The organism is Nocardia sp. NPDC059764, from assembly GCF_042732555.1.
Lineage (GTDB): Bacteria > Actinomycetota > Actinomycetes > Mycobacteriales > Mycobacteriaceae > Nocardia.
In genome coordinates this window covers 1-23,289 of record NZ_JBHWHH010000087.1, presented here as the reverse complement: position 1 = coordinate 23,289, position 23,289 = coordinate 1, and the positions used below count along the sequence as shown (strand labels likewise).

At 68.0% G+C, this 23,289-nt stretch carries 22 protein-coding genes and 1 pseudogene; 14 read left to right on the top strand and 9 right to left on the bottom strand.

The genetic code is table 11. The features are described from left to right. Nucleotides 1-16: 16 nt before the first annotated feature. Nucleotides 17-1,327 carry a TerD family protein gene (locus ACFV4K_RS20210; RefSeq protein WP_379276731.1) on the bottom strand — a complete coding sequence of 437 codons (1,311 nt, stop codon included), beginning with the start codon at nt 1,325-1,327 and terminating at the stop codon, nt 17-19. Between the two features lie 111 nt (nt 1,328-1,438). Here ACFV4K_RS20210 and ACFV4K_RS20205 point away from each other — a divergent pair, with 111 nt between their 5' ends. The 4 genes from ACFV4K_RS20205 to dhaM all read left to right on the top strand — a co-directional run bounded on the left by ACFV4K_RS20205 (nt 1,439) and on the right by dhaM (nt 4,615). Continuing rightward, nucleotides 1,439-2,179 (top strand): hypothetical protein, encoded by a 741-nt coding sequence (locus ACFV4K_RS20205; RefSeq protein WP_379276729.1) that lies wholly within the window; start codon nt 1,439-1,441, stop codon nt 2,177-2,179. A 101-nt stretch (nt 2,180-2,280) separates the two neighbouring features. Continuing rightward, on the top strand, nt 2,281-3,282 hold the full coding sequence (gene dhaK, locus ACFV4K_RS20200; RefSeq protein WP_379276727.1) for a dihydroxyacetone kinase subunit DhaK: 1,002 nt from the start codon (nt 2,281-2,283) through the stop codon (nt 3,280-3,282). Then, entirely contained in the window at nt 3,282-3,893 is a 612-nt protein-coding gene (dhaL, locus tag ACFV4K_RS20195) for a dihydroxyacetone kinase subunit DhaL (protein ID WP_379276738.1), read from the top strand. Before dhaK ends, dhaL begins: the two co-directional genes overlap by 1 nt. Continuing rightward, nucleotides 3,890-4,615, top strand: coding sequence for a dihydroxyacetone kinase phosphoryl donor subunit DhaM (gene dhaM / locus ACFV4K_RS20190; RefSeq protein WP_379276726.1), 726 nt, complete (start codon nt 3,890-3,892; stop codon nt 4,613-4,615). Before dhaL ends, dhaM begins: the two co-directional genes overlap by 4 nt. Before the next feature lie 3 nt (nt 4,616-4,618). Here dhaM and ACFV4K_RS20185 read toward each other — a convergent pair whose 3' ends face one another. From ACFV4K_RS20185 to ACFV4K_RS20170, 4 genes are read right to left on the bottom strand one after another with little or no spacing between them, the layout of a single operon-like run. Continuing rightward, nucleotides 4,619-5,425, bottom strand: coding sequence for an HAD family hydrolase (locus tag ACFV4K_RS20185; RefSeq protein ID WP_379276736.1), 807 nt, complete (start codon nt 5,423-5,425; stop codon nt 4,619-4,621). Between the two features lie 21 nt (nt 5,426-5,446). Then, nucleotides 5,447-7,873 (bottom strand): phosphoribosyltransferase, encoded by a 2,427-nt coding sequence (locus tag ACFV4K_RS20180; RefSeq protein ID WP_379276725.1) that lies wholly within the window; start codon nt 7,871-7,873, stop codon nt 5,447-5,449. Beyond that, nucleotides 7,870-9,081, bottom strand: coding sequence for an HpcH/HpaI aldolase/citrate lyase family protein (locus ACFV4K_RS20175; RefSeq protein WP_379276735.1), 1,212 nt, complete (start codon nt 9,079-9,081; stop codon nt 7,870-7,872). Before ACFV4K_RS20175 ends, ACFV4K_RS20180 begins: the two co-directional genes overlap by 4 nt. A 40-nt stretch (nt 9,082-9,121) precedes the next feature. Then, entirely contained in the window at nt 9,122-10,324 is a 1,203-nt protein-coding gene (locus ACFV4K_RS20170) for a hypothetical protein (protein ID WP_379276723.1), read from the bottom strand. 262 nt (nt 10,325-10,586) lie between these two features. On the opposite strand from ACFV4K_RS20170, the gene ACFV4K_RS20165 reads away from it, so the two are divergent. Both ACFV4K_RS20165 and ACFV4K_RS20160 read left to right on the top strand, forming a co-directional pair. Then, a complete protein-coding gene (locus ACFV4K_RS20165) occupies nt 10,587-11,162 on the top strand; it encodes a TerD family protein (RefSeq protein ID WP_379276722.1) in 576 nt (191 codons plus the stop codon). Nucleotides 11,163-11,307: 145 nt separating this feature from the next. Continuing rightward, a complete protein-coding gene (locus ACFV4K_RS20160) occupies nt 11,308-12,417 on the top strand; it encodes a DUF475 domain-containing protein (RefSeq protein ID WP_379276721.1) in 1,110 nt (369 codons plus the stop codon). Between the two features lie 70 nt (nt 12,418-12,487). Here the strand turns inward: ACFV4K_RS20160 and ACFV4K_RS20155 are convergent, their stop codons facing one another. Beyond that, nucleotides 12,488-13,450, bottom strand: a complete 963-nt coding sequence (locus tag ACFV4K_RS20155; protein ID WP_379276720.1) for a DUF389 domain-containing protein — start codon at nt 13,448-13,450, stop codon at nt 12,488-12,490. Between the two features lie 36 nt (nt 13,451-13,486). Continuing rightward, entirely contained in the window at nt 13,487-14,401 is a 915-nt protein-coding gene (locus ACFV4K_RS20150) for a DMT family transporter (RefSeq protein ID WP_379276719.1), read from the bottom strand. An 84-nt stretch (nt 14,402-14,485) separates the two neighbouring features. Here ACFV4K_RS20150 and ACFV4K_RS20145 point away from each other — a divergent pair, with 84 nt between their 5' ends. Next, nucleotides 14,486-15,046: a CGNR zinc finger domain-containing protein gene (locus tag ACFV4K_RS20145; RefSeq protein WP_379276718.1), complete on the top strand. Its 561-nt coding sequence runs from the start codon at nt 14,486-14,488 to the stop codon at nt 15,044-15,046. Here ACFV4K_RS20145 and ACFV4K_RS20140 read toward each other — a convergent pair. Then, entirely contained in the window at nt 14,948-16,366 is a 1,419-nt protein-coding gene (locus ACFV4K_RS20140; protein WP_379276717.1) for a hypothetical protein, read from the bottom strand. The genes ACFV4K_RS20145 and ACFV4K_RS20140 overlap by 99 nt on opposite strands. A gap of 236 nt (nt 16,367-16,602) precedes the next feature. Between ACFV4K_RS20140 and rpsF the strand changes: the two genes are divergently transcribed. From rpsF to ACFV4K_RS20105, 7 genes are all read left to right on the top strand, one after another. Continuing rightward, nucleotides 16,603-16,893 carry a 30S ribosomal protein S6 gene (gene rpsF / locus ACFV4K_RS20135; RefSeq protein WP_213558554.1) on the top strand — a complete coding sequence of 97 codons (291 nt, stop codon included), beginning with the start codon at nt 16,603-16,605 and terminating at the stop codon, nt 16,891-16,893. A 104-nt stretch (nt 16,894-16,997) separates the two neighbouring features. Further along, complete coding sequence (locus ACFV4K_RS20130) at nt 16,998-17,555, top strand: single-stranded DNA-binding protein (RefSeq protein ID WP_379276716.1); 558 nt, start codon at nt 16,998-17,000, stop codon at nt 17,553-17,555. A gap of 61 nt (nt 17,556-17,616) precedes the next feature. Further along, nucleotides 17,617-17,886 (top strand): 30S ribosomal protein S18, encoded by a 270-nt coding sequence (gene rpsR, locus ACFV4K_RS20125; RefSeq protein WP_040814320.1) that lies wholly within the window; start codon nt 17,617-17,619, stop codon nt 17,884-17,886. A gap of 17 nt (nt 17,887-17,903) precedes the next feature. Further along, nucleotides 17,904-18,359 carry a 50S ribosomal protein L9 gene (gene rplI / locus ACFV4K_RS20120; RefSeq protein WP_379276715.1) on the top strand — a complete coding sequence of 152 codons (456 nt, stop codon included), beginning with the start codon at nt 17,904-17,906 and terminating at the stop codon, nt 18,357-18,359. Between the two features lie 490 nt (nt 18,360-18,849). Continuing rightward, the gene (gene dnaB, locus ACFV4K_RS20115; protein ID WP_379276714.1) at nt 18,850-20,682 is read left to right on the top strand and encodes a replicative DNA helicase; all 1,833 of its coding nucleotides are present in this window, start codon (nt 18,850-18,852) and stop codon (nt 20,680-20,682) included. A 601-nt stretch (nt 20,683-21,283) separates the two neighbouring features. Then, nucleotides 21,284-22,003 carry a TnsA-like heteromeric transposase endonuclease subunit gene (locus tag ACFV4K_RS20110; RefSeq protein ID WP_379276713.1) on the top strand — a complete coding sequence of 240 codons (720 nt, stop codon included), beginning with the start codon at nt 21,284-21,286 and terminating at the stop codon, nt 22,001-22,003. A gap of 39 nt (nt 22,004-22,042) precedes the next feature. Beyond that, nucleotides 22,043-22,210 (top strand): hypothetical protein, encoded by a 168-nt coding sequence (locus ACFV4K_RS20105; protein ID WP_379276712.1) that lies wholly within the window; start codon nt 22,043-22,045, stop codon nt 22,208-22,210. A gap of 136 nt (nt 22,211-22,346) precedes the next feature. Here the strand turns inward: ACFV4K_RS20105 and ACFV4K_RS20100 are convergent. After that, nucleotides 22,347-23,289: pseudogene (locus ACFV4K_RS20100) on the bottom strand (hypothetical protein); the annotation flags it as partial.

Below are 23,289 nucleotides of genomic sequence, written 5' to 3'. Positions count from 1 at the left end.
GGGCCCGATCACCGCCTCAGAGGAAGCGGGCCAGCTGCGGTACGGCCTCGCCCGGATGCTTGGCCTGGAAGCCCTCGCCGAGGGCCTGGAACTTCCAGTCCGCGCCGGGGGCCGGGCGGAACATCTTGCCCATGGCCATGCCGGTGAACGGCATGCCGCCGGTGAGGGTGAAGCGCGCCATCTCGGCATTGGTGGCGCTGTCCACCAGGCGGCAGTAGGCATTGGCGAGCTGTTCGAAGGTGTGGCCCTTGTAGGAGGTCACGATGAACAGCAGGGTGGTGACCGACGGCGAGATGCGCGACAGGTCGACGCTGATCTCCTCGTCGTCGCCCTCACCCTCACCGGTCAGATTGTCGCCCTGGTGGCGGATCGACCCGTCCTTGGAGCTGAGGCTGCCGTAGTACACGACATCCACCGGGCCGTGTCCGGCGAACATCACGACCGAGGCGTCCAGGTCCACGTCCACGGCCTTGTTGCCGAAGATGCCGCCGCGCTTGACGGGGTCCCAGCCCAGCCCCATCTTCACGTAACTCAGTGCGCCGCCGCCCTCTTTGCGCAGATTGATGCGCTGGCCCTTGACCAGGCTGACGACATGGCCGGTGGGCAGATCGCGATCGGCCTGCGGCGCGGGCGGCGGCGGAGGCGGCGGGTAGCCCCCGGTGGGCTGGCCCTGCGGGGGCGGCGGCGGGAAGCCGCCGGTGGGCGCGGGGGGCGGCGGGTAGCCGCCCGTGGGCTCGAATTGCGCGGGCGGGGGCGGATATCCGCCGGTGGCCGGGGCGAACTGCTCGGGCGCGGGCGCGGACACGGGAGCGGGCTGCGGCGCGTCGTCGACGCGCACGCCGTGGTCGGTGACCAGCGCGGCGAAGCCGCCTGCGTACCCCTGCCCGACCGCGCGGGCCTTCCAGCTGCCCTGGCGGCGGTACAACTCCAGTGCGATGACGATGGATTCGGTGCTCAGGCCCTCGATCCGGTACTCGTACAGCGAGTTTCCGGCGGCGTCGGAGACCCGGGCCACGGGCGCGGACAGCTGCCCGAAACTGCCGTTGGCGTCGTCGAGGGTGATGACGGCCCGAAGCTGTTCGATATCAGCGGGAATCGCGTCCAGCGACACCGCCAGCACGGCGGGCGTGCCCGGCGCACCGGGGCGAAGCGTCACCCCCGGCCCCGAAGGCTGGTTGAAGAATACGAAATCGGCGTCGGTGCGCACCGTGCCCGCCGGGGTGACGAGTAGCGCGGACAGGTCGGCCGGTGCGGCCACCTCCACGCTGATCACCAGTTCGTGGACACTCAGCGGACCGTTCTGGCCCTTCACCAAAACTGCGGACACGATCGACCCTTCGCTTGACGGTGCGGTCGCTGCCACTCTACGAGAACGCGGCGACACGGGCTGGAGGCGTGGTGGCCGAGTATGCCGGGAACGCGTGGCAGTATCGGCACCGTGAGCGACGGTGAGGTGGAACCCGCGGAAGCGCACGAACAGTACCTACGCGCCTTCCGGCACCCGGCCGTGTCCCGTGACCAGCTGCGCGACCTGCTCGACGCGGTGAACGCCTTCCTGGACACCATCACGCCCAAGGAGGGCGAGTTCACGCCGCGCGGCGGCTGGGCCCCGGAATCCACGGCCATGGCCTTCCAGATCGGGCGCGCGGTCGAGCAGGTGCTGTCCGAGCGCGAGGACGCCGATCGGGAGCTGGTGCGCCGCCGCGATATTCGGGACCGCCTGGTGGCGGCGCTGGACGCGGTGCTGGACTGCCTGCGCACCCTGCCGGAGCTGGCCGAGGCCGAGGTGTCGCTGGGCACCCTCTGCGTGAACGAGGGCTTCCAGGTCTTCGACGACGGTTCGGTCCGCACCACCCCGGAACAGGAGGCGAAAGCGGACGCGGGGCTGCTGGAGCGCCGCCGGATCGAGTTGGACGAGCAGATGACGGCCGCGGTGGCCGCGCGCACCGCCCTGGTGGAGGACACCACCGATCTGATCCGGGAGCGCCTCGGCGTGGCCGAGGTGGGGATTCCGTGGGTGATCCTGGCCGCCACCCAGGGCGGCCTGGACGTCTCCGAACCCTTCGAATTCGCCGCCGACCATCTGCCCGACGGTGAACTGCGGGATCTGATGGTGCAGCTGGTCACCGACATCGAGCTGGCCCGCACCCTCGAGGAAACCGCGGAACCGCTGGCTTAGCCCGAATCCCGTCGCAAAAGCCCGAAACCACGTCGCCGCCGCAGGGGCGGTGCGAGTCTGACTCACAGGGACCCGAACCGGCCTTCCGACGGGAGATTTCGGTGAAGAAGCTCATCAACGATCCGGCCGACGTGGTGGACGCCGCCCTGGCCGGGATGGCCGCGGCGCATCCGGAGCTGCGGGTGGACACCGAACAACGCATCGTGGTGCGCGCCGACGCGCCACGCCTGGGCAAGGTCGGCCTGGTCTCGGGCGGCGGCTCCGGACACGAACCCCTGCACGGCGGCTTCGTCGGCCTCGGCATGCTGGACGCGGCCTGTCCCGGCGAGATCTTCACGTCCCCGGTGCCCGATCAGATCCAGGCCGCCACCGCCGCCGTGGATTCCGGGGCGGGCGTGCTGCACATCGTGAAGAACTACACCGGCGACGTGATGAATTTCGAGATGGCCGCCGAACTGGCGGCCGCCGAATCGGGCGCGGAGGTCCGTGCGGTCGTGGTGAACGACGATGTGGCGGTTTGGGACAGCACCTACACCGCCGGGCGGCGCGGCGTCGGCGCGACGGTGATCCTGGAGAAGATGGCGGGCGCGGCCGCCGAACAGGGCCGTCCGCTCGACGAGGTGGCGCGCATCGCGGAGCGGGTGAACGCGTGCTCGCGCAGCATGGGGATGGCGCTGACCTCCTGCACGGTCCCCGCCGTCGGGCGCCCCACCTTCGAGCTCGGCGACGCCGAGATGGAGATCGGAATCGGCATCCACGGCGAGCCCGGCCGGGAGCGGGTGCCGCTGGCCCCGGCCCGCGATGTGGCGGGAATGCTGCTGGAGCCGATTCTTACGGATCTGCCGTTCACGGCGGGTGATCGGGTGCTGTGCTTCGTCAACGGCATGGGCGGGACGCCGCTCATCGAGCTGTACCTCATGTTCGACGAAGTGGCGCGGATCCTGCGCGGGCGGGGGATCCACGTCGAGCGCTCGCTGGTCGGGCCGTACATCACAGCACTCGACATGGCGGGCTGCTCGGTCACGGTGACCCGGCTGGACGAGGAGCTGACGGAACTGTGGGACGCGCCGGTGCGAACTCCGGCGCTGCGGTGGGGCATCTGATGGCGGCGGTCGACGTCTCGGCGTGGGTGCGCGGATTCGCGGCGCTGGTGGACGAACACGCCACCGAGTTGACCGCGCTGGACGCCGCCATCGGCGACGCGGATCACGGGACGAATATGCAGCGCGGCATGACAGCGGCCGTTGCGGCACTGGATGGTTCGTCGTCACCGGCCGAGACCATGAAGCAGACCGCCCTGGTACTGATCCGCACCATCGGCGGCGCCAGCGGTCCGCTGTTCGGAACGTTCTTCCTGCGCTTCGCCGGCCCCATCGAGAGCGGTTCGGAGATCGGTGATTTCGCGCGGGCGTTCCGGGCGGGTCTGGACGGTGTGATCGCCCGCGGTAAGGCCGATCCCGGGGACAAGACCATGGTGGATGCGCTCGGTCCCGCGGCCGACGCCCTGGACGAGGAAGTCGCGGGCGGCGCCTCGGCCGAGGTCGCGCTGGACGCCGCGGTCGCCGCGGCGGAAGCCGGTCGCGATGCCACGACGCCGCTGGTGGCGCGCAAGGGCCGCGCGTCGTATCTGGGTGAGCGCAGTGCGGGACACCAGGATCCGGGTGCGACCAGCGTCGCCCTGCTGGTGCGGGCGGCCCGGCAGGCCCTGCGATGATCGGACTGGTGGTGGTCTCGCACAGCCGCGCGCTGGCCGAGGCCGCGGTGGCGCTGGCCGCCGGGTTGCTGCCCGATCAGGGTGTGGCGGTGCGGATCGCGGCGGGACTGTCCGCGGCGGAGTTCGGCACCGACGCGGTCGCGGTCGCCGACGCTGTCCGGGAGGCCGATTCCGGGGACGGCGTGCTGGTGTTGATGGATCTGGGGAGCGCCGTGCTGTCCGCCGAGACCGCGCTCGATCTGCTCGAATCCCCGGTGCGGGTTCACCTCTCGGCAGCACCGCTGGTCGAGGGTCTGGTCGCGGCGCTGGCCGTGGCGGGTGGGGGCGCTGATCTGGAGACCGTCGCCCGTGAAGCCGACGGCGCGCTCACCGCGAAGCGGTCGCAGCTGGGTTCGTCCACAGAACCGGGGGTCGCGATCGATCCACATCCATCCACAGGTAGTGCACCTGTGGATAACTCGGCCGTCATCGAGATATTCGAGGTGACCGGTCGGCACGGATTGCACGCTCGCCCCGCAGCCGAGTTGGTCTCGGCCCTACGGGATTTCGACGCACACGTCGAACTCCGCAATGACACCACCGGCGTCGGTCCGGTGCCCGGCGACAGCCTGACCCGTGTCCTCACCCTCGGCGTACTCCCCGGGCATCGGCTGGAAGTGCGCGCGACCGGACCCGACGCGGCCCTGGCGGTCTCGAAAGTTCGTACCCTGACCGGGAATTGACGCCTACCGCAGAGCCCTCACACCAAGGAAGAAGTCGACGATCTCCTCGGACGCCTGGATACCCGACGCCCCGGTGACCGCCACGCGGGGATGACGCCAGTTCCGCTGCTCCAGCTCACCATGCCGTGGCCGGATGGCGGCGTCGGCGCTGATCAGCATCTCCGCGTCGAGTGAGCCGTCGCCGGCGGCCAGCAGCGGCGACCCGCCGCGCAGTTCGCCCGAGTCGAGCATGCGGCGTCGAACTTCGTGCACCGCATGGCTTTTGCACACCGGGGTCGGCATGGCGTAGATCTTGCGACCCTGCTGCGAGGCCGACCAGCCACGCGGCCGGCACCAGGCGTCCCAGTCGGCGAGGAATCCGGCGGGCAACCGCTCCTGGTCCACGACCAGGTAGCAGAACAGGTCGTCGGCCTCGCGCAGTCGCAGCGCGAACGATTCGTCCACGCGGGCACGTAATTCCGCGCGCACCTCCACGAGGGTGGCGCATTCGGCGCGCACCCGGGCCTCGAGGGCGGAACGCCAGCGCCGGTCCGGCAGCCCGTTGCGCAGGATGCTGCCGCCATTGCTGGTGACGGCGTAGGGCCACGGGCCGCCGGGCAGGCGGATGCGCTGGAACTGCTCGATGGTGCGGGTGGTGACCGGCACCACGGCGGCGGTCTCGGCCAGGATCTTCAGCCGTTCGGCCGCCGTCACCGTCATGTACGAGAGCGGCTGTCCCTCATACTCTTCCACGCACACCGTGTCGGGGTCCGCGTTCCCGAAGGCCGCTCGCGTATAGATCAGCGTCCGATCGAGATCGGTCGCCACCATCACCTCGCGCTGCTGCACCGGCTATCCCTTCACTTCCTTGATCAAGCCCATACAGGCGTACGCCAAATCCGGCACGACTTCGACCGGCACGCCGCGCGCCGCGGCGAGCAGCCGGATGTGCGCGTGCTCGCCGGCGTCCGGATCCCGCACCAGCACTCGCCACGGCACCCGCCGCAGCAGCACCCGGGTGGTCTCCCCCACACCGGGTTTCACGAAGTTCACGCTCGAGATCCCGTACTCGGCCCGCACCCGCTCCACCGAGGCCCAGCCGGCCCAGGTGGGGGTCCGGTCGGCGGCCAGCAGCTCGCGCACCCGCGCGTCCACCTGTGGGCGCACCCGGTCGAAGCAGTCGCTCACGGCGTCCAGCAGGCGGTTGGACTGGTCCTCGCCCGCGAGGTCGCGGTAGAACTTGGCGCCGTGGAACTGTCCGGGCGCGAGCAGCCGGTCATTGAGCACCGTGCGCGAAATCAGGCCCGACACAGTCGAATTCAAGCACGCGGAGGCGATCAGGAAATCGTCCCGGGTGCCGAAGGTCCGCGCGCAGCCGCCCGGATCGGCCAGTACCGCCAGGTCCGGGTCGAACCGGGCCCCGCCCGCCGCGCGATACGCCGCCAGCGCCGCGTCGAGCTCGCGGGTGATGGCGCCCTTGCCGGTCCATCCGTCCACGAACACCACCCGCGCCGGATCGTGATCGCGCGCGAGGTGATCCAGTGCGGCCGAATCGATTCCGCGATCGCGCACGATCGACACCGCGTAGTGCGGAACCTCGATCCCCCGGCTCCCCAGCCACCGGCGCATGAGCACCCCGACGGGTGTCCCGGCCCGCGCCAGCGACGCCAGCACGATGTCGTCCCCGCGCTCGGCGACCACCAGTTCCGCGACGGTCGCCACCGCCAGCGCCAGCCGCTCGGCGCTCTGCGCGAGCACCCGGTCGAACAGCTCCCGATACTCGGCGTCCGGCTGGTACTCCACCGGCAGCGATTCCGCGTAGTGCGCCGCCCCCGATTGGATCCGCCGTTCGCGCTCGGCCACATCGGCTTCCAGGGCGACACCGGACAGATCCGTGAGCAGCCACGCCACCTCGTCGCGCGCGTACGACCCGAACTCCGGCCCGTACAACGGTTCCGGCCGCGCCGAGCGCGTCGCGGCGAGCGCACGCGGGTCCGATTCGGGCAGCACGGCCAGCAGCACGTCGGATCCCGACGCGGTGAGCACGTCGACGAGTCCGCCCGCGGCCGTGAGCCGTTCGGTGTCCGCCGGAGTGTCGACGACGACCAGCAGGATCGGATCGACCGCCCGGTCCTCGCCCGGCCACTGGGCGTTGTACAGGTATCGCGGGGCGTCCTCGCCGGTCTCGGGCGCGGTGAAGCGGAATCCGCGGCGCAGCGGGTACCCCGGTTCGTCGAGAACATAGGCCGGTGACCGCGTCGTCGTCTGGTAGCGGGCGGGAATCCCGTTGTCCGCCAACCCGGCCGCGATGCGCAGCGGCAGGTACATGAGTTCTTCGTGGGCGATGACGATGACCGGCCGCGGTTCGGCCAGCTCGGCGGAGAGGGCCTTGGTGGCGCGAGCGAGCGCCGCCTCGAAGGGCTCGGTGTCGGAGTCGAGGAAGCCGTGGCGGCCGCCCTCGGGAACATTGTGGGGCCAGGGGATCTCGACCCGAGTGCAGGCGCCCCGACGTTCGGCGACCGGGTTCAGCACGGGTTCGGGCAGTGCGGCGACCGTGTCGATCAGGTCGGTGGGCAGCACGGTGCTGCCACCCGCCAGGCAGACGGTGTCGATGCGCGCGCCGAGGTCGGCGGCCGCCTGTTCGAAGGCGCGGCGGTCGGCGCCGGTCCGCATGTCCACCAGGGACGCCAGGACGTAGTGCGTGCGCGGGGTCAGGGCGTGCAGAGCGCGGACCGCGTCCAGCGCGGTCGCGCCGGTGGAGATCTCGTCGTCGACCAGCACCATGGGCAGGTCGTTGTGGAAGACCGCGGCGGGCATGGGTTGCAGCAGATGGGAGGTGGCGTGCGAGTGGCCCTCCTCGAAGCCCGCGAGGGTGTCGGCGGCCGGGACGTCGCGGCGCGTGGAGTGCAGGTAGCACCGCGCGCCGATGCGGGCCGCGACGGTGTGGCCGAGCCCGGTCGCGGTTTCGGCGAAGCCGAGCACGACGGCGCTGCCGGGCCGGTCGCCGGACGCGGCGAGTACGTCGAGCACCAGGTCACCGAGCCGGTCCCCCGCGTCGAGCACCCGGTGCGGGTCGGTCGGCAGATGCTTGCCGAGCACCGTCGAGACCAGCAGGTGGGCGCGGCGCGGATTGCGGCGCAGCCCGGGTTCGACGAGCGTCTCCACGCGCCATTCCGGACCGGGCAGGCAGGTGCCGGTGTGGTGCAGGGTGAGGCCGAGTTCCCGGGTGGCCCAGGGGAGTTCGCGGGTGGCCGAGGGTAGGGCGGGGTCGGCGGTCACGATTCGACCAGGGCCTTGAGCAGATCCACGAAGGAGACTCCTTTGTTGGCGACGCCGAAGACCCGGGCGCGCAGCATGATCTGGTGGGCCCAGCTGCGGTGCGGGCGCATCTCGTTCATCTTGTTGCGGTACTCGGAGGCGGCGACCCCGCCCGCGCCGGTGCTGAGAATGTCGGCGGCGTCGGCGTATTCCTCGTGGGTCACGATGGACAGCGCGTGCACGACCGCGACGTGGGTGGGGTGGATGACGGTCTTGCCCTGGATGCCGTTGGCGCGATCCAGGGTGATCTCCCGCAGCAGCCCGTCCATGTCCCGGCTGACCAGCGACTGCCGGAACGGGACGGCGTCCACCTCGGCGAACGGGGCGGTGCGCAGCAGCGGCCGGAACATGCGGGTGTGGTCGGCGAAGTACTCCCAGACCGGTCCGGTGATGGTGAATCCGGTGCCGTCGGCGCGGCCCAGATAGTTGACGATGTCGGCGATGACGTCGGCGACCACGCGCACGTCGTAGATGGTGAGGTCGCGATCGCGGCGAATCCCGAAGGTGGAGCACATGTCCGTGGCCCCGATGCGGACGGCGAGGATGCGGTCCCGGTGCGCGGTGAGCAGTTCGCCGATGCGGCCCAGTTCCCGGTCGCGGGTCTCGCGGTGCACCAGGGCGGGGGATTCCAGCACGGGCATGCCGAAGACGGTGCGGCCCAGCCGTTCCGAGGCGAGTTCCAGCGCGTCCAGGTAGTCGGCGGCGCAGGCGCTGTCGAACTTGGGCAGCACGAATCCGGTGAGCGCCGTCGCGCCCGCCTCGAGTCGTCCGGCGATCTCGCCGATGCTCTGCGGGTCGCGCACCCGCACGAACAGTAGCGGGTAGGCCTCGCCGCTGGCCGCCAGTTCGTCGAGGGTGACGGCGGCCTGCCATTTCCCGTATTCGACGGCGTGGTCGGCGACCGCGTCCTCGAGGTCGATGACCATCGAGCAGACGCCGCGTTCGGCGCGGCGCAGGATGGTGGCGGTGAGGTCGGCGCGGGTGGCGGGCACGTACAGGGTCGCGCCCAGTGCCATGGCCAGCAGGTCGCGATCGCGGGAGCCGCCGAAGGCCTCGGGCAGGCGGTGGAACAGCCGCCGCAGCTCCGGGCCCGGCACCTGCCGGAAATGCCGCAGCGGGAAGCGCTTCCGCAAGGAGACCGGTGCGACGTCCGGGTCGCTGGTGATCATCGCGGTCATCGTCGCGGACGTCCTCCTGGTGACTTTCGGTCTATCTGTCGGTATTTCGCATGCGTTCGACGACTCCGGCGACGAACGCGGTGATCGCGTCGAGTTCGGACACGTACGCCCAATAGTCGGGATGGCGGCCGGTCAGGCCGGCGGTGGCCCGGTCCAGGCGTTCGGCCTGGGCGTCGAGCACCGAACCCCATTGCGGGACGACGCCCTTGTTGACCGCCAGCATCTGCGCGTCGCGCAGTTTGAAGCGAACGGCCTTGGCGCGCTCGGCCGGTTGCTCCCGGACCGCGCGTAGCTGGGCGAGCCGGTCGGTGACGGCCTCGGCGCTCTCCTCGGCGGCGGCGAGGCGGGCACGGGCGGTGGTGGTCAGGTCGAGTGCTTCCTCCGGGTCGTGAGCGGCCAGGGCGGCCCGGGCGCGGGCCAGGTCCGCGTCGGCGGCCTCGACGGCCTCCCGGGCTTGTCGCTCATTGTTGGCCAAATCGTTCGATGACGCAGCCGCGAATTCCCGCAGCAGCGCGGACATGGCCGGGGGGACGCGGTCCAGACGATTGCGGGCGGCATCGAGACGGGTGGCCGCCGACGCCAGCGCGGTGGTGGCCGAATGCTGTTTGCCGGGAGCGGCTTCCAGGGCACCGGACAGCTCGCGGGTGCGCGAGTCGAGCCGGGTCGCGGCGTCGCGGGCGGGGCCCCCGGCGCCGCCGATCGCGGCGGCCTCGAGTGTGAGCAGTGCCTCATCCAGAGCCGCCGTGCATTGCCGCACCGAGGGGTAGGCGGCGTACGGGGAAGCGTCGGCCTGTTGCCGGATCCGCTGGGCCTCCGCGCGGGTCTGCGAGACCAGCTGCGGCACCGAGCCGAACACCGCGACGGCGTGCTCGAGGTGAGCCTGATCGCCGCGGTAGAAGTCGTCGACGGCCCGCGCGGCGTCGGTGAGCCGCCGGACCACGCCGTCGATCTCGGGCTGCGGGATCATGCCCGCGCCCTCGCGTTCCACCTGCTCGAGGCGCTCGTCGAGCGCCAGGTAGGCGCCGGACGCGTCATAGCAGCGGGCGCGCACCGGTTCCCAGCGCGCGGCCGCGCCGCGTTCGGGGAACAGCGCGGCGGACGCGGCGACGGCGGCCTCGGCGATGCTCTGCCGCCGATCCATATCGAGGAAGGCCGCCGTCAGCATCGACCGGGCCTGTTGCACCCATTCGTTGTTCCGGGGTGCCCGGAACCATCCGCTTCGACGGCCTGCCACGCCACGATCGTAGGCAACCGGGAACGATCACGGCGACCGTGCGTCGGCGAACATCTCGGCCACGCGTTGACGATTGCCGCGACCGCGGCGATGGAGTGTGTGACCCTGTCCTGTGACAGGCTGTCGTCGCACAATGTTCTTGACCCATTCCTACCCATGGCTTGGGGAAACCATTACTGTCGACGGCGGCGGAACCTGGACAGTGGGCGAAGCCGTTAGACAAGAAACGCTTCGAACGCTTAACAACGGAAGGATCCCCGCAATGGGTGTCAGTTTGTCCAAGGGCGGTAACGTTTCACTGACCAAGCAGGCGCCGAACCTGACTCAGGTCGCCGTCGGCCTGGGCTGGGACGTGCGCACCACCACCGGCACCGACTTCGACCTCGACGCCAGCGCCATCGCGACCGGCGTCGACAAGAAGGCGCTGTCGGACAAGCACTTCGTGTTCTTCAACAACCTGCAGTCCCCGGAGGGCACCATCGTGCACGCCGGCGACAACCTCACCGGTGAGGGCGAGGGCGACGACGAGGTCATCAACATCGACCTGGCCAACACCCCGCCGGCCGTGGAGTCCGTCTTCTTCCCGGTCTCGATCTACGACGCCGACTCGCGCGGCCAGAGCTTCGGCCAGGTCCGCAACGCCTACATCCGGGTCGTGGACCGCTCCAACGGAACCGAGCTGGCCCGCTACGACCTGTCCGAGGACGCGTCCACCGAAACCGCCATGGTGTTCGGTGAGCTCTACCGCAACAATGGTGAGTGGAAGTTCCGGGCCATCGGCCAGGGCTACGCCTCGGGCCTCTCGGGCATCGCCCGGGACTTCGGCGTCAACGTCTGACGCGACCAGCTCGCGACGGCGCGAAATACCAGCGTCTCAATAGAACACACGGCGACACGTCGAGGGCTCGATCGCACGAGCCCTCTTCGTGTGTCCGCTCGACCGGCATGTCACCCGACCCCGGCACAACGAAAGGCCCACTGCGGTGCGAATATTCGGCCTCTCCATCATCGTCACCGTACTGTCGCTGATCGCGGCGCTGGTGTACGGCGGACCCACGGCCCTGGTGCTGTGCGCCATCCTGGGCATCCTCGAGGTGTCCCTATCCTTCGACAACGCGGTCATCAACGCCAGCATCCTGCAGCGGATGAGCGAGTTCTGGCAGCGCATCTTCCTGACCATCGGCGTCGTCATCGCCGTCTTCGGTATGCGCCTGGTGTTCCCGCTGGCCATCGTGTGGATCACGGCCGGGCTCAGCCCCGTTCGCGCCTTCGACCTGGCCATGAACCCGCCCGCGGACGGCGCGCTCAGCTTCCCGGACGGCAGCCCGTCCTACGAGAAGCTGCTCACCGACGCGCACCCGCAGATCGCGGCCTTCGGCGGCGCGTTCCTGCTGTTGCTGTTCTTCAACTTCATCCTCGAGGAGCACGAGGTCACCTGGCTGGGCTGGATCGAACGCCCGCTGGCCAAGCTCGGCAAGCTGGACATGCTCGCGGTGGTGCTCACCCTGGCGGGCATCGTCATCGCGGCGGAGTTCATCGCCCATGACGACGACCGCGGCACCGTGCTGCTGGCCGGCATCCTCGGCACCATCACCTACATCGTGGTCGACGGACTCGGATCACTCTTCCACACCGAGGAACACGCGAACGGCGAAGGCGGACCCTCCGAAGTCGTGAAGGCGACCGGTAAGGCGGCGTTCTTCCTGTTCCTGTACCTGGAAGTGCTCGACGCCTCGTTCTCCTTCGACGGCGTGATCGGCGCGTTCGCCATCACCTCCGACCCGATCCTGATCGCCCTGGGCCTCGGCCTGATCGGCGCCATGTTCGTCCGCTCGATCACCGTGTACCTGGTGCGCAAGGGCACCCTCTCGGAGTACGTGTACCTCGAGCACGGCGCGTTCTGGGCCATCGGCGCCCTGGCGGTCATCCTGCTCATCACCATCGGCGTGCACGTCAACGAGGTGATCAGCGGTCTGGTCGGCGTGGCGTTCATCGGCGCGGCGTTCGTCACCAGCATCATTCGCAACCGGCGCGAGGACGCCGAACCCGATGATGCGGAACCGGAACTGGAGAAGACCAGCAGTCTGAGCTGATCCGAGCCGAACTCGAAAGCCCGCCGTCCGATTCCGGACGGCGGGCTTTTCGCTCGAGTGAGCGGACTTTTCAGATCATGCGGCGAGGAATGGTCAGATGCTTGGCCCGCCGCACCGCCACCCGCGACCACAGCGCCTGCTGCAACGCCAGGGTCAGCCAGCCCGCCACGGCCATGCCGAGGATGTTCACCAGCAGCTGTGCGGCACTGCCCCAGACCGTGGCGCCATCGGCGATCGCGACCCCGAGCGCGATATTGCCCGCCGCGGGAACTGTGGTGACGGAGATGAAAACACCGGCCAGGCCGATAGATTTCGCCGAGGTGATCGACAGCACGCCGGCCGCGCCCGCCACCACGGCGATGATGAACGACCACTTGTCGGGGGTGTAGATGAAATGGGTGGCCGGCCGCGGCCCGGTCACCTGGGCGACGGTGATCCAGCCCAAGGCCCGGCCGATCGCGGCCAGCACGATGGTCATCGCGATAGCGGCCACGAAGCCGATCACCAAGGTGCGCAAGGCAAGCCGGAACAGCATGAACCGCCGCCGCACCAGCGCCACGCCCAGCGCCGCGATCGGACCGAACTCCGGGCCGAGCACCATCGCTCCAACGGTCAAGATCTGCGAATCGGTGACGATGGCGATGCTCGCGATCACCGTGGCCAGTGTCAGGAAGCTCAGATACGTCCAGTTCAGCTCGGTTTCATCGTAGGCCCGCTGCGCCACCTCGGCCCACACCACCGCGTCGGTGCTGCTGCCCGGGGTGCGCACCTCGGCTTCGAAACCGCTGCGCGACAACCAGGTCCCCACCTGCTCGATCTCGATGCTGCCTTCCTGGTGCACGCGCAGGTCCCGCAGCTTCTGCACCAGATCATTGGCGGCTTCCCGGGCGATCTGGGCGGTGATCAGATCTCCGGGCGGACGCAGCGCCGCTCCGCGAACGGCGACCAGACCGGTGACAGCGTCGTCGGTTCGCAGGACTTCGAGAATCTCTTCGGTCTTGGCGGCGGGAGCAAGAATCCGCAGGTGCAACATGGGGCACAGTCTGCCGGGTGCGGGCCGCCGAGACGGTCAGGCCCGCACCGGTTGTCGCGGCGCGGTGCCGGACGCGGCGACCGACTCCGGTGCTGCCGCCGGGCGGCGCGCCGCCAGAACCAGTCCGAGCAGCCCCACGCCCAGGCCAGCGATCGTCAACGGCCGCAAGGGCTGATCGATGAACAGCCAGGCCAGGACCGCGGTGACAGCCGGGATCGCGAAGAAGAAGCGGCCGACCCGGGTGGTGTCCCAGCGCTGCAGCATGGTGTTCAACAGCAGGAACGCGCCCATGGAGTTCACCAGCACCATCCAGACCATGGAACCCGCGAAGCGGGCCGGATCCGCGATGTGGAATTCGCCTCCCGCCCAGGCCATCACGCCGGCGACGGGCGCGCTGACCGCGATGTGCACAGCGGTGCCCGCGCGCGGATCTACGGCCGGGGTGAAGCGCTTCTGATACACGGTGCCCAGGCTCAGCCCGAGTAGCCCGACCACGCACAGCAGCAGGCCCGGCAGCGAGAAGGCCGGTTGATCCAGCACCGCGAGGCCGACGCCCACTCCGCCCACGCCGAAGCCCAGCCACTGCCGCGCGCTCACGGATTCGCCCAGGGCCCCGGCGAATACCGCGATCACCACCGGGCTCAGGCCCTGGACCAGGGAGATGACCGCGGCGGTGACGTGCTCATGCATGGCGGTGTAGAACGCGCCGAACTGGACCATCTGCATGAGCAGGCCCGCGACCAGGGTGTGCGCGAGCACCCGGCCGCGCGGCCAGACCGCGCGGGACAGCAGCGCGAACACGATGAGCAACGCGCCCGCGATGCCGAAGCGGGCGAAGAGCACCAGCATCGGCGGGGCCGCGCCGACGCCGATGATCCCGGCGATGAAGGCGCTGCTCCACATGAGGATCAGGGCCGGTGGGCCCGCCACGTCCAAGAGCCGGTTCTCCATGATCCCTCCAAGCGCTAACCCGTTCAGGTGGTTATCACCGTCGCACCGCGACGCATAACCTGTCAAGGGGGTTATGATCGGGACATGTCATCGTTCGCCGACCCGCACCTGTTCGTCAGCGGCAATCTCGCGCTGAACTTCATCGGCACGGCTCAGGAACGGCGCACCACCTTCATCGAGCGCCTCACCAGCGCCGCCGACCTGGGCGAATGGACCGTCGCGGCCGGAATCCTCGACACCGCGCCCGACTGCGCGGACGCCCTCGAACCCGCGCTCCGGCTGCGCGAGGCGGCCTGGCGGCTCATGCAGGCCACCCTGCACGGCGAACCCCTCGCCGACGCCGACCGCAGGCTGCTCAACCGGCACGCCCACGGCGACCTGCCCGAACTCACGCTGCGCGCGGACGGTTCGGTCACCCGCGACGGGGCCATCGAATCCGCGCTCACCGCCATCGCCCGCTCGGCCGTCGAACTACTCGGCGGCCCGGAACGCGAACGGCTCAAGGAATGCGGGCGAGACGCCTGCACCCGCCTCTACCTGGACACCTCACGCGGCGGTTCGCGCCGGTGGTGCGATATGGCGGTCTGCGGAAACCGGGCCAAGGGCAAGGCTTTCCGCGCCCGGAACGCCGATCCGGAAGGGTGACCGCTCCGAGGCGGACACGAACACGAAGAAGAACACCAGCAGCAGCACCGCCCGGCCCCACACGCCGATCTGCACCAGATACTGCTCGACCTCGTACGGGTGGCCCGACCCGAGCTCGTAGAAGTAGCGGAAGACGCCGACGCCGATGCACAGGTCCGCCAGCAGATAGGCGATCACCAGGCTCCACGGCACTCGCAGCAGCACCAGGAACGGGATCAGCCACAGCGTGTACTGCGGTGAATGCACCTTGTGGAACAACAGGAATCCACACAGCATGGCGCCGCTGACCCCGATCCACGGATACACCCCGGCCAGCCGATACCGGCGCACACCCAGCCAGCAGGCCAGCACGAATGACGCCACCACCAGCGTCGGCGAGAGCACCGACACCAGGTGCTGGAAAGCCGATTCCGACTCCTGCGACGGACCGAACAGCGGGCGCAGTCCCCAGTACCAGATGGAATTCGTGGTGATATCGGCCTGCCGCAATTGCTGGAAGGTGATCGACGCGCGCCAGCCCCCATACCCCGCGAGCGCGAACGGCAGATTGATCGCGACCACCGTGCCGATCGCGGTCGCGGCCACCATCAGCGCGCCGCGCACATCGAATCGCTTCTCCCGCAAGGGATGTTCACCGAGCAGCACATAGATCAGCAATGGCAGCACGAAGATGCCGGGATACAACTTGAAACAGAAGCCGATCGCCAGGAATACCGCGGCGGCGATCCCGCGATCCCGCAGTGAATACCGGGTCAGCGTCGTCATCACAGAGAACGCGGCGACCGCGGTCGCGACCACCGGCAGTTCCCAATTGTGAAAGGCGTAGAGCACCAACGGTGGCGCGGCCGCCCACAACAATGCCGCCGGGCCGGCCATACGGGCCAGCAGGTACGCGGTCAGCAGGGCGAACGGGGCCAGCAGCAGCGCCGAATGCCACAGGAAGGCCGCGTCGGTGTGCGCGCCGATTCCGCCGATCCACATGAACAGGCCGCTGAGCACCGGATACTCCACCGCGCCGCCGGTCAGCTGACCGTCCGGGGTGATGCCGCCGGTTATATAAGGAAAAATGTGGTGATCGATGCCGCGACCCAGCCACAGGTACTGGATGTCGGAATAACAGACATCCGAATCCTTGATCACGTCGAACAGCACGCTGCGCCCGGATTCGTCGTACGGGCCGACCGCGCAGCGCGCCTTGTTCACGAACGCGATCAACAATGTGACCGCGCACACCAGCGTCGAGACGACGGCGATCATCGACCCGCGCGCATCGCGACGGCGGGGAGCGGCCACAACGCTGACGACCGGTCGATTCGGCATGCGCATCACCCTAGGTGGCTGGTCGGCGTGTTCGCCTGTTCACAATGTGGACTGGCCCGATTTCGCAGGCCATGCCTTGGTTATCTACCCCGGATCAGGCGCCGTGAACGCCGTCCGGCCCCCTTTTCGTTCGTCGCGGCCGCTCATGTAGCCTTGTCGGGTTGCTGACGCAACGAACCCTCCTGCCCACGGACAGTCCGTGGGCCGTTCACAGTCCACAGGAGGTGATGAGGTCCGTGCGTCATTATGAAGTGATGGTTATTCTCGATCCAGCGATGGATGAGCGCACCGTCGGCCCGAACCTGAACAACATGTTGGGTGTTGTCGGGTCCGAGGGCGGCAAGGTCGACAACGTCGACATCTGGGGTCGCCGTCGTCTCGCCTACGAGATCAACAAGCAGGCCGAGGGCATCTACGCGGTCGTCACCCTGACCGCCGAGTCCGCGACCGTGAGTGAGCTCGATCGCCAGCTGGGGCTGAACGAGTCGGTGCTGCGCACCAAGGTGCTGCGTACCGACAAGAAGTAAGACCCAGTCCTCCCGCGACGTCGCTCGTAACCGTCGGTCCCTGTCTCTAGGCTGACCGATGAACGCGAGCGCATTGCGGACTGCACCGGAAAGCAGGAGGAACCATGGCCCAGGGCGACACGGTCATCACCGTCATCGGCAATTTGACGGCTGACCCCGAGCTTCGATTCACGCCCGCGGGAGCGGCCGTCGCGAACTTCACCGTCGCGTCGACTCCCCGTGTGTTCGACCGTAATACCAATGAATGGAAAGACGGCGAAGCGCTTTTCTTGCGCTGCAACATTTGGCGAGAAGCTGCGGAGAACGTTGCCGAGAGCCTGACCCGCGGCTCGCGAGTGATCGTGAGCGGACGACTGAAGCAGCGCTCCTACGAAACCCGCGAGGGTGAGAAGCGCACGGTCGTCGAACTCGAGGTCGACGAGGTGGGTCCCTCCCTGCGGTACGCGACCGCGAAAGTCAACAAGACCACCCGTGGCGGTGGTGGCGGCGGCTTCGGCGGTGGCGGACAGGGCGGCGGCCAGCAGAACGCTGGCGGCGGCTTCTCCGGTGGTGGCAGTGGCGGGGGTCGTGGCGGCCAGAGCGCCGGCGACGACCCGTGGGGCAGCGCCCCCGCGGCCGGCTCCTTCGGGGGCGGGCCCATGGACGACGAACCGCCGTTCTAGACAACGGCTTTCCCCGGAATCCGCTTCGGCAGGGTTCCCAAAATTACGGAGTTGAAAGACCATGGCCAAAGCACCGGCACGCGAAAAGGTGCTGAAGAAGAAGGCTTGCACCTTCTGCAAGGAAGACAAGGCCGGCAAGAAGAACAACACGGCCGGCGCGAAGATCGACTACAAGGACACCGCGCTGCTGCGCAAGTACGTGTCCGACCGTGGCAAGATCCGCGCGCGCCGGGTGACGGGCAACTGCGTCCAGCACCAGCGCGATATCGCTGTCGCCGTGAAGAACTCGCGTGAGGTCGCTCTGCTGCCTTACGTGTCCACCGCTCGCTGAGAAAGGAAGACACAGCTATGAAGCTCATCCTCACCGCTGATGTCGACAACCTCGGTGCGCCCGGCGACACCGTGGAAGTCAAGGACGGCTACGGCCGTAACTTCCTGCTCCCGCGCGGCCTGGCGATTGTCGCCACCCGTGGCGCGGAGAAGCAGGTCGAGGGCATTCGCCGGGCACAGGATGCCCGCCGCGTGCGCGACCTGGACCACGCCAACGAGCTGAAGCAGGCCATCGAGGGCCTGACCGGTGTGTCGCTCGCGGTCAAGACCGCCGGCACCGGCAAGCTCTTCGGTTCGGTCACCGCGGCCGACGTCGCCTCGGCGATCAAGACCGCCGGCGGCCCGGTCGTCGACAAGCGCAGCATCGAGCTGCCGAAGGCCCACATCAAGAGCACCGGCAAGCACGGTGTCGTGGTGCATCTGCACCCGGATGTGATCGCCAAGGTCGACCTGCAGGTCACCGCCGCCGAGTAATTCGGTTGATCGGAGGCCGCCTCTCCCGTGGGGGCGGCCTCCGATTTCTTTTGTTTGCTCAGGAATCGCCAGATTTCGGATCGGTTGTGGATTGCCCAGCAAACCAACCGTTTTCGTTGTGTGACCAGTCACATCCGCGTGACCGTTCGTTCACCCAACACGCCCGGCTGTTGCCGTCCAGCGACACGCCGCACGAAATTGATCCACAGTTGCAAACAATGAGAATTACGCCACTACCAGCGCTTTGAGCAGCGCCATCGACTGTTGTCCCCAAGTTTTCCACAGGGGGTGCACAACAGGCGGTGAACAATACCCACGTTATCCACAGGTGTGTACACAGCACGGTTTGGCGGGTCACCGCCCGGTCGCCTAGGTTCGCCTTCGAGGTCGTGACCACGGCTCGAGCGTGGCGGTCCCAACATGTCGGTGCGCTGGCGTACAACGGGTCTTGCACGCCGTTGCGGCGCGAGCAGAGAGGACGGTCGAGCCCATGGCAGTCGTCGACGATCGCGGCCACGACGATCACGGGCCCTCCGATTATCCCGACGCTCCCGGTGAGGATTTCGGCCGTCAGCCGCCCCACGACATGGCGGCGGAACAGTCCGTTCTGGGCGGCATGCTGCTGTCCAAGGACGCCATCGCCGACGTCGTCGAAGTCATCCGCCCCGGCGACTTCTACCGCCCCGCGCACCAGGCCGTCTACGACGCCATCCTCGACCTCTACGGTCGCGGCGAACCCGCCGACCCGGTCACCGTCGCCGCCACCCTCGACCGCAAGGGCGAGCTCAAACGCATCGGCGGCGCACCGTATCTCGTCACCCTGACCCAAACGGTCCCCACCGCCGCCAACGCCGGCTACTACGCCGAGATCGTCGCGGAGAAGTCGGTGCTGCGCCGCCTGGTCGAAGCGGGCACCCGCATCGTCCAATACGGCTACGCGGGCGCCGACGGCCAAGACGTAGCCGAGGTCGTGGACCGCGCCCAGGCCGAGCTCTACGACGTCACCGAACGCCGCTCCAGCGAGGACTTCGCCCCCCTCACCGACATCCTCCAGCCCACGATGGACGAACTCGACTCCATCGCCTCCCGAGGCGGCATCTCCCTCGGCGTCCCCACCGGTTTCACCGAACTCGACGAAATCACCAACGGCCTCCACCCCGGCCAGATGGTCATCGTCGCGGCGCGACCCGGTGTCGGCAAGGCTCTCGCGCTCGACACCCCGCTGCCCACACCGGACGGCTGGACCACCATGGGTGAGGTCGAGGTCGGCGATGACCTGCTGGACGCTCAGGGTCTGCCGACTCGGGTGCTGGCCGCCACGGAGGTCATGCTCGGCCGCCCGTGCTATGAGGTCGCGTTCTCGGATGGCGCCGTAATCGTCGCTGACGAAGAGCATCTGTGGCTCACCGTTTCGCGAATGCACGGTCCGCACTCCGAAATCCGGACGACCGGCGAAATCGCTCACAGCGTGCGAACTCCCGACGACGAGCTGAATCACCGCGTGCCCGCGACCGCTGGGTCGGAGCAGCGTCACATCATCGATGTCCGCAAGATCGAAAGCGTCCCGGTCCGTTGCGTGGAGGTCGACAATGTCGACCATCTCTACCTTGCCGGTCCGACCATGGTTCCGACGCACAACTCCACCCTGGGCATGGACTTCATGCGCAGCTGCTCGATCAAGCACGGCATGGCCAGCGTCATCTTCTCGCTGGAAATGAGCCGCACCGAAATCGTCATGCGCCTCCTATCCGCGGAAGCGAAAATCAAACTGGGCGATATGCGTTCGGGGCGTATGAGTGACGACGACTGGACGAAGCTCGCCCGCCGTATGAGCGAGATCAGCGAAGCCCCACTGTTCGTGGATGATTCGCCGAACCTCACGATGATGGAAATTCGCGCGAAGGCCCGACGGCTCAAGCAGAGGCACGATCTGCGCCTGATTGTCGTTGACTACCTTCAGCTGATGAGTTCGGGTAAGAAGGTCGAATCTCGACAGCAGGAAGTTTCCGAATTCTCCCGTAGCCTCAAGCTGATGGCGAAGGAGTTGGAGGTTCCGGTAATCGCGATTTCGCAGCTCAACCGTGGTCCTGAGCAGCGAACCGATAAGCGGCCTATGGTGTCCGACTTGCGCGAGTCGGGATCGCTTGAACAGGATGCGGACATGGTCATTCTGTTGCATCGGCCTGATGCATTCGAACGAGATGACCCTCGCGGCGGTGAAGCGGATTTGATTCTCGGTAAGCACCGAAATGGTCCCACTGCAACGATTACCGTTGCGCACCAGCTGCACCTGAGCCGCTTCGTCGACATGGCACGCGGCTAGCCGGCGGATTTTGTAGGGTCTCAAAAGTCGTGGCCAAATCTCAAAATGTGTGGCCACTCGATGGCCAATTGGCCATCGATTTGAGACGGATTCAGCCCTGCCCGTGACTCGGGGCTGGCGCTCGGCTGGCGAAGTGTCTGTCGTCGGCGTGCGGCGGCCTCAGACGTGAAGCGACTCACTGTTCAAGTCCGACCTGCGCCTCCGACCAGCGGGATCGGGTCGATCTGCGTCCCGTGCGGTAGAGCCTTTCGATACGCGGATGGCTGGTAGTTGCGTGGCGCGGCGGGATCGGGTCTGTCGGTTTGAAGAGTCGGAGATAGCCGTCTGGTGCCATCACCATCGCTCCCTGGGGCTACGGCGGTTCAGACCCCAAGGCCGGGTCGAGAAACAGCTCACCCTGTAGGCATCTACTCGATTGTTGAGGAATGGCCAATGTTTTGAGACGCGTTGTCGGTCAGGGTAAGCGAAGAATGCCGGGGTTTTCGCAGGAGATCGGCTCGTGGTTGGTGGAGGCAACCCTGTGGCCTGCGTATCTCATAAGTTGTGGCCAGATCTCATAATGTTTGGCCAATCGTTGGCAGTTGGCCAGAGTGATGAGACAGTGGCTGCGCTGGGGCGCGGTGGGCTGTGCCACTGTGGTCAGTTCGGCGGCGATGATGAGGGGGTGCACGTGACGAAACCGGCCCGATGTCGCCGCAGTGCCGCAATCGATTCCGTGGCGAGTCCCGCCGGTGAGATCGTGTTCAAGCGCGCGGGCGATGACGTGGAGATTGCCAGGCCCTTCGCCGAGATCAGCACTGATGTGCTCGTAAAGGCCTTGCCCTGGAGGACTTTTCGCTGGTACTACGGTCAGTGGCACTACTCGGGTTTCTACTGGTCGGCGACGCAACAGGCACATGTCATCTACGAGTCTCGCCTCGAGTTGGCACGTCTGATGTTCGCGGATTTCGACCGTTCGGTGAATCACATTGCTGCGCAACCGTTTCTGCTACGCTCTGAGGTCGACGGCCAGCTACGGCGACACGTACCCGATTACCTGTTGCTCACCGAGCAGGGCCCGATCGTCGTCGATGTGAAGCCTGCATCATGTCTGACCGTCCCCAAGGTGGGGTTCACCTTCGAATGGACCCGGCGGCTGGTCGAGTCCCGCGGCTGGCGCTATCAGGTGTGGAGCGAGCCCGATGAGGTGGAGCTCGCAAACATCCGGTTCCTTGCCGGTTACCGCCGCGACTGGCTGTTCGATGTCAATTCCTTCTCATTACCGCGGCACGACCGTCACCGCAGCAGTGGCTGGTCGGCGATCCGCTGGTCCGGTTGGTAGCTTGGCGTCGGCGCTGGTGACGTGGAATCTGATGGCCTGTTGGTCGCGTCGGACTTGCGTGCGGCCGGGTTCGAAGACGTCGAGCAGATCGGCCACGGTGGTTTCATCATCGAGGACACTCACCTGCGCATCCTCCACGGCTATCACGACGCCTGCGGTGAAGGCTGGAGGGCCCGGACTGACCCTGCCGCCCGGCGGCGGCGCTGAGCAGGGCGGGCCCCATCCGGCTGGCAGGGATCGGCCCGTTCGACTCAGTAATGCCGCACTGGCAACTGGCAACTGGCAACTGGCGAGCGGGATCGGCCAGTTCGGAAGGTGCGGCGTCCCGCGGAGAGCGGGTTGGTCAGGCTGAGCGTCGGTAGTAGGTGATGGAGACGGTGACCGGGCCGTCATCGGAAGCGGTGGTGAGTGTGCGGATGATGGCGATGTCCTGGCCGCCGTGGGAGCGGACGCAGAAGCTGCGGTCGGCGCCGACGGTGGTGAAGGGCAGGGTGGAGGAGGGCTGGGTGTCGATGCCTTCGAGGCACTCGTGCAGGGTGAGGGGGCTGGCCGGTGCGATGTAGGCGTCGCTGTCGTCGGGGATGTAGAAGGCGCCCGCTTCGCGGCCGAGGTACCAGCTGGAGGTGTTCTGGGTCACTTTCCCTGCTTTGAGGTCGAACTCGTAGTCGCCGTCGGGGGAGGTGAGTTCGAGGGTGGTGTAGGCGGCGGTGTATCCAGAAACCGTGGTCGGCTGCGGGGACTTGGAGCGGGAGGACGGGTTGGCGCCGGCGGACGTGGTGGTGCCGGCCGACGGAGGGCGGCTGGCGGTGGCGAGGGTGTTCTGGTCGTCGGGGTCGTCGAAGTAATAGGTATTGAGCAGGATGAAGGTCGCCGCGGCGCCGACGAGAAGCGCGAGGCCCGCCACAAGCGCGATGCGGGTGCGCCGACGTCGGGTGGTCGCGGCTGTATCGCTGGTGGAGCCCGGCTGCAGCAGCGTGGGTGCCGGGGTATGGAGGATATGTGCGGTCGGGGCGTCGGCCCGGGCCGGATTGAGGATGGTGGCTGGCGGGAGAGGTGTGCTCGGCAGGTCGGTGTGGCGGTGGATGTCATTGTCGACCTGTGGGGGCAGCCAGCCGTCGGTGAAGCGGAGCTCGCCGCCGGTGGCGCTGTGGCGGCGGGCGGCCTCGATCAGCCAGGCGGTGCTCGGCCGGTCGTCGGGGTTCTTGGCTAAGCACGGCCGGACCAGCTCGTGCAGGCCGTGTGGAAGGCGGGACAGGTCGGGGGCTTCGTGCACGGCTCGGTAGAGG

Excerpts from the sequence above, each read along its gene's own strand:
- ACFV4K_RS20165 (WP_379276722.1), top strand. The coding sequence starts at position 10,587 with ATGGGTGTCAGTTTGTCCAAGGGCGGTAACGTTTCACTGACCAAGCAG.
- ACFV4K_RS20150 (WP_379276719.1), bottom strand. The coding sequence starts at position 14,401 with ATGGAGAACCGGCTCTTGGACGTGGCGGGCCCACCGGCCCTGATCCTC.
- dhaL (WP_379276738.1), top strand. The coding sequence starts at position 3,282 with ATGGCGGCGGTCGACGTCTCGGCGTGGGTGCGCGGATTCGCGGCGCTG.
- dnaB (WP_379276714.1), top strand. The coding sequence starts at position 18,850 with ATGGCAGTCGTCGACGATCGCGGCCACGACGATCACGGGCCCTCCGAT.
- ACFV4K_RS20145 (WP_379276718.1), top strand. The coding sequence starts at position 14,486 with ATGTCATCGTTCGCCGACCCGCACCTGTTCGTCAGCGGCAATCTCGCG.
- rpsR (WP_040814320.1), top strand. The coding sequence starts at position 17,617 with ATGGCCAAAGCACCGGCACGCGAAAAGGTGCTGAAGAAGAAGGCTTGC.
- ACFV4K_RS20175 (WP_379276735.1), bottom strand. The coding sequence starts at position 9,081 with ATGATCACCAGCGACCCGGACGTCGCACCGGTCTCCTTGCGGAAGCGC.
- ACFV4K_RS20155 (WP_379276720.1), bottom strand. The coding sequence starts at position 13,450 with ATGTTGCACCTGCGGATTCTTGCTCCCGCCGCCAAGACCGAAGAGATT.
- dhaM (WP_379276726.1), top strand. The coding sequence starts at position 3,890 with ATGATCGGACTGGTGGTGGTCTCGCACAGCCGCGCGCTGGCCGAGGCC.
- ACFV4K_RS20185 (WP_379276736.1), bottom strand. The coding sequence starts at position 5,425 with ATGGTGGCGACCGATCTCGATCGGACGCTGATCTATACGCGAGCGGCC.
- rplI (WP_379276715.1), top strand. The coding sequence starts at position 17,904 with ATGAAGCTCATCCTCACCGCTGATGTCGACAACCTCGGTGCGCCCGGC.
- ACFV4K_RS20130 (WP_379276716.1), top strand. The coding sequence starts at position 16,998 with ATGGCCCAGGGCGACACGGTCATCACCGTCATCGGCAATTTGACGGCT.
- ACFV4K_RS20140 (WP_379276717.1), bottom strand. The coding sequence starts at position 16,366 with ATGCCGAATCGACCGGTCGTCAGCGTTGTGGCCGCTCCCCGCCGTCGC.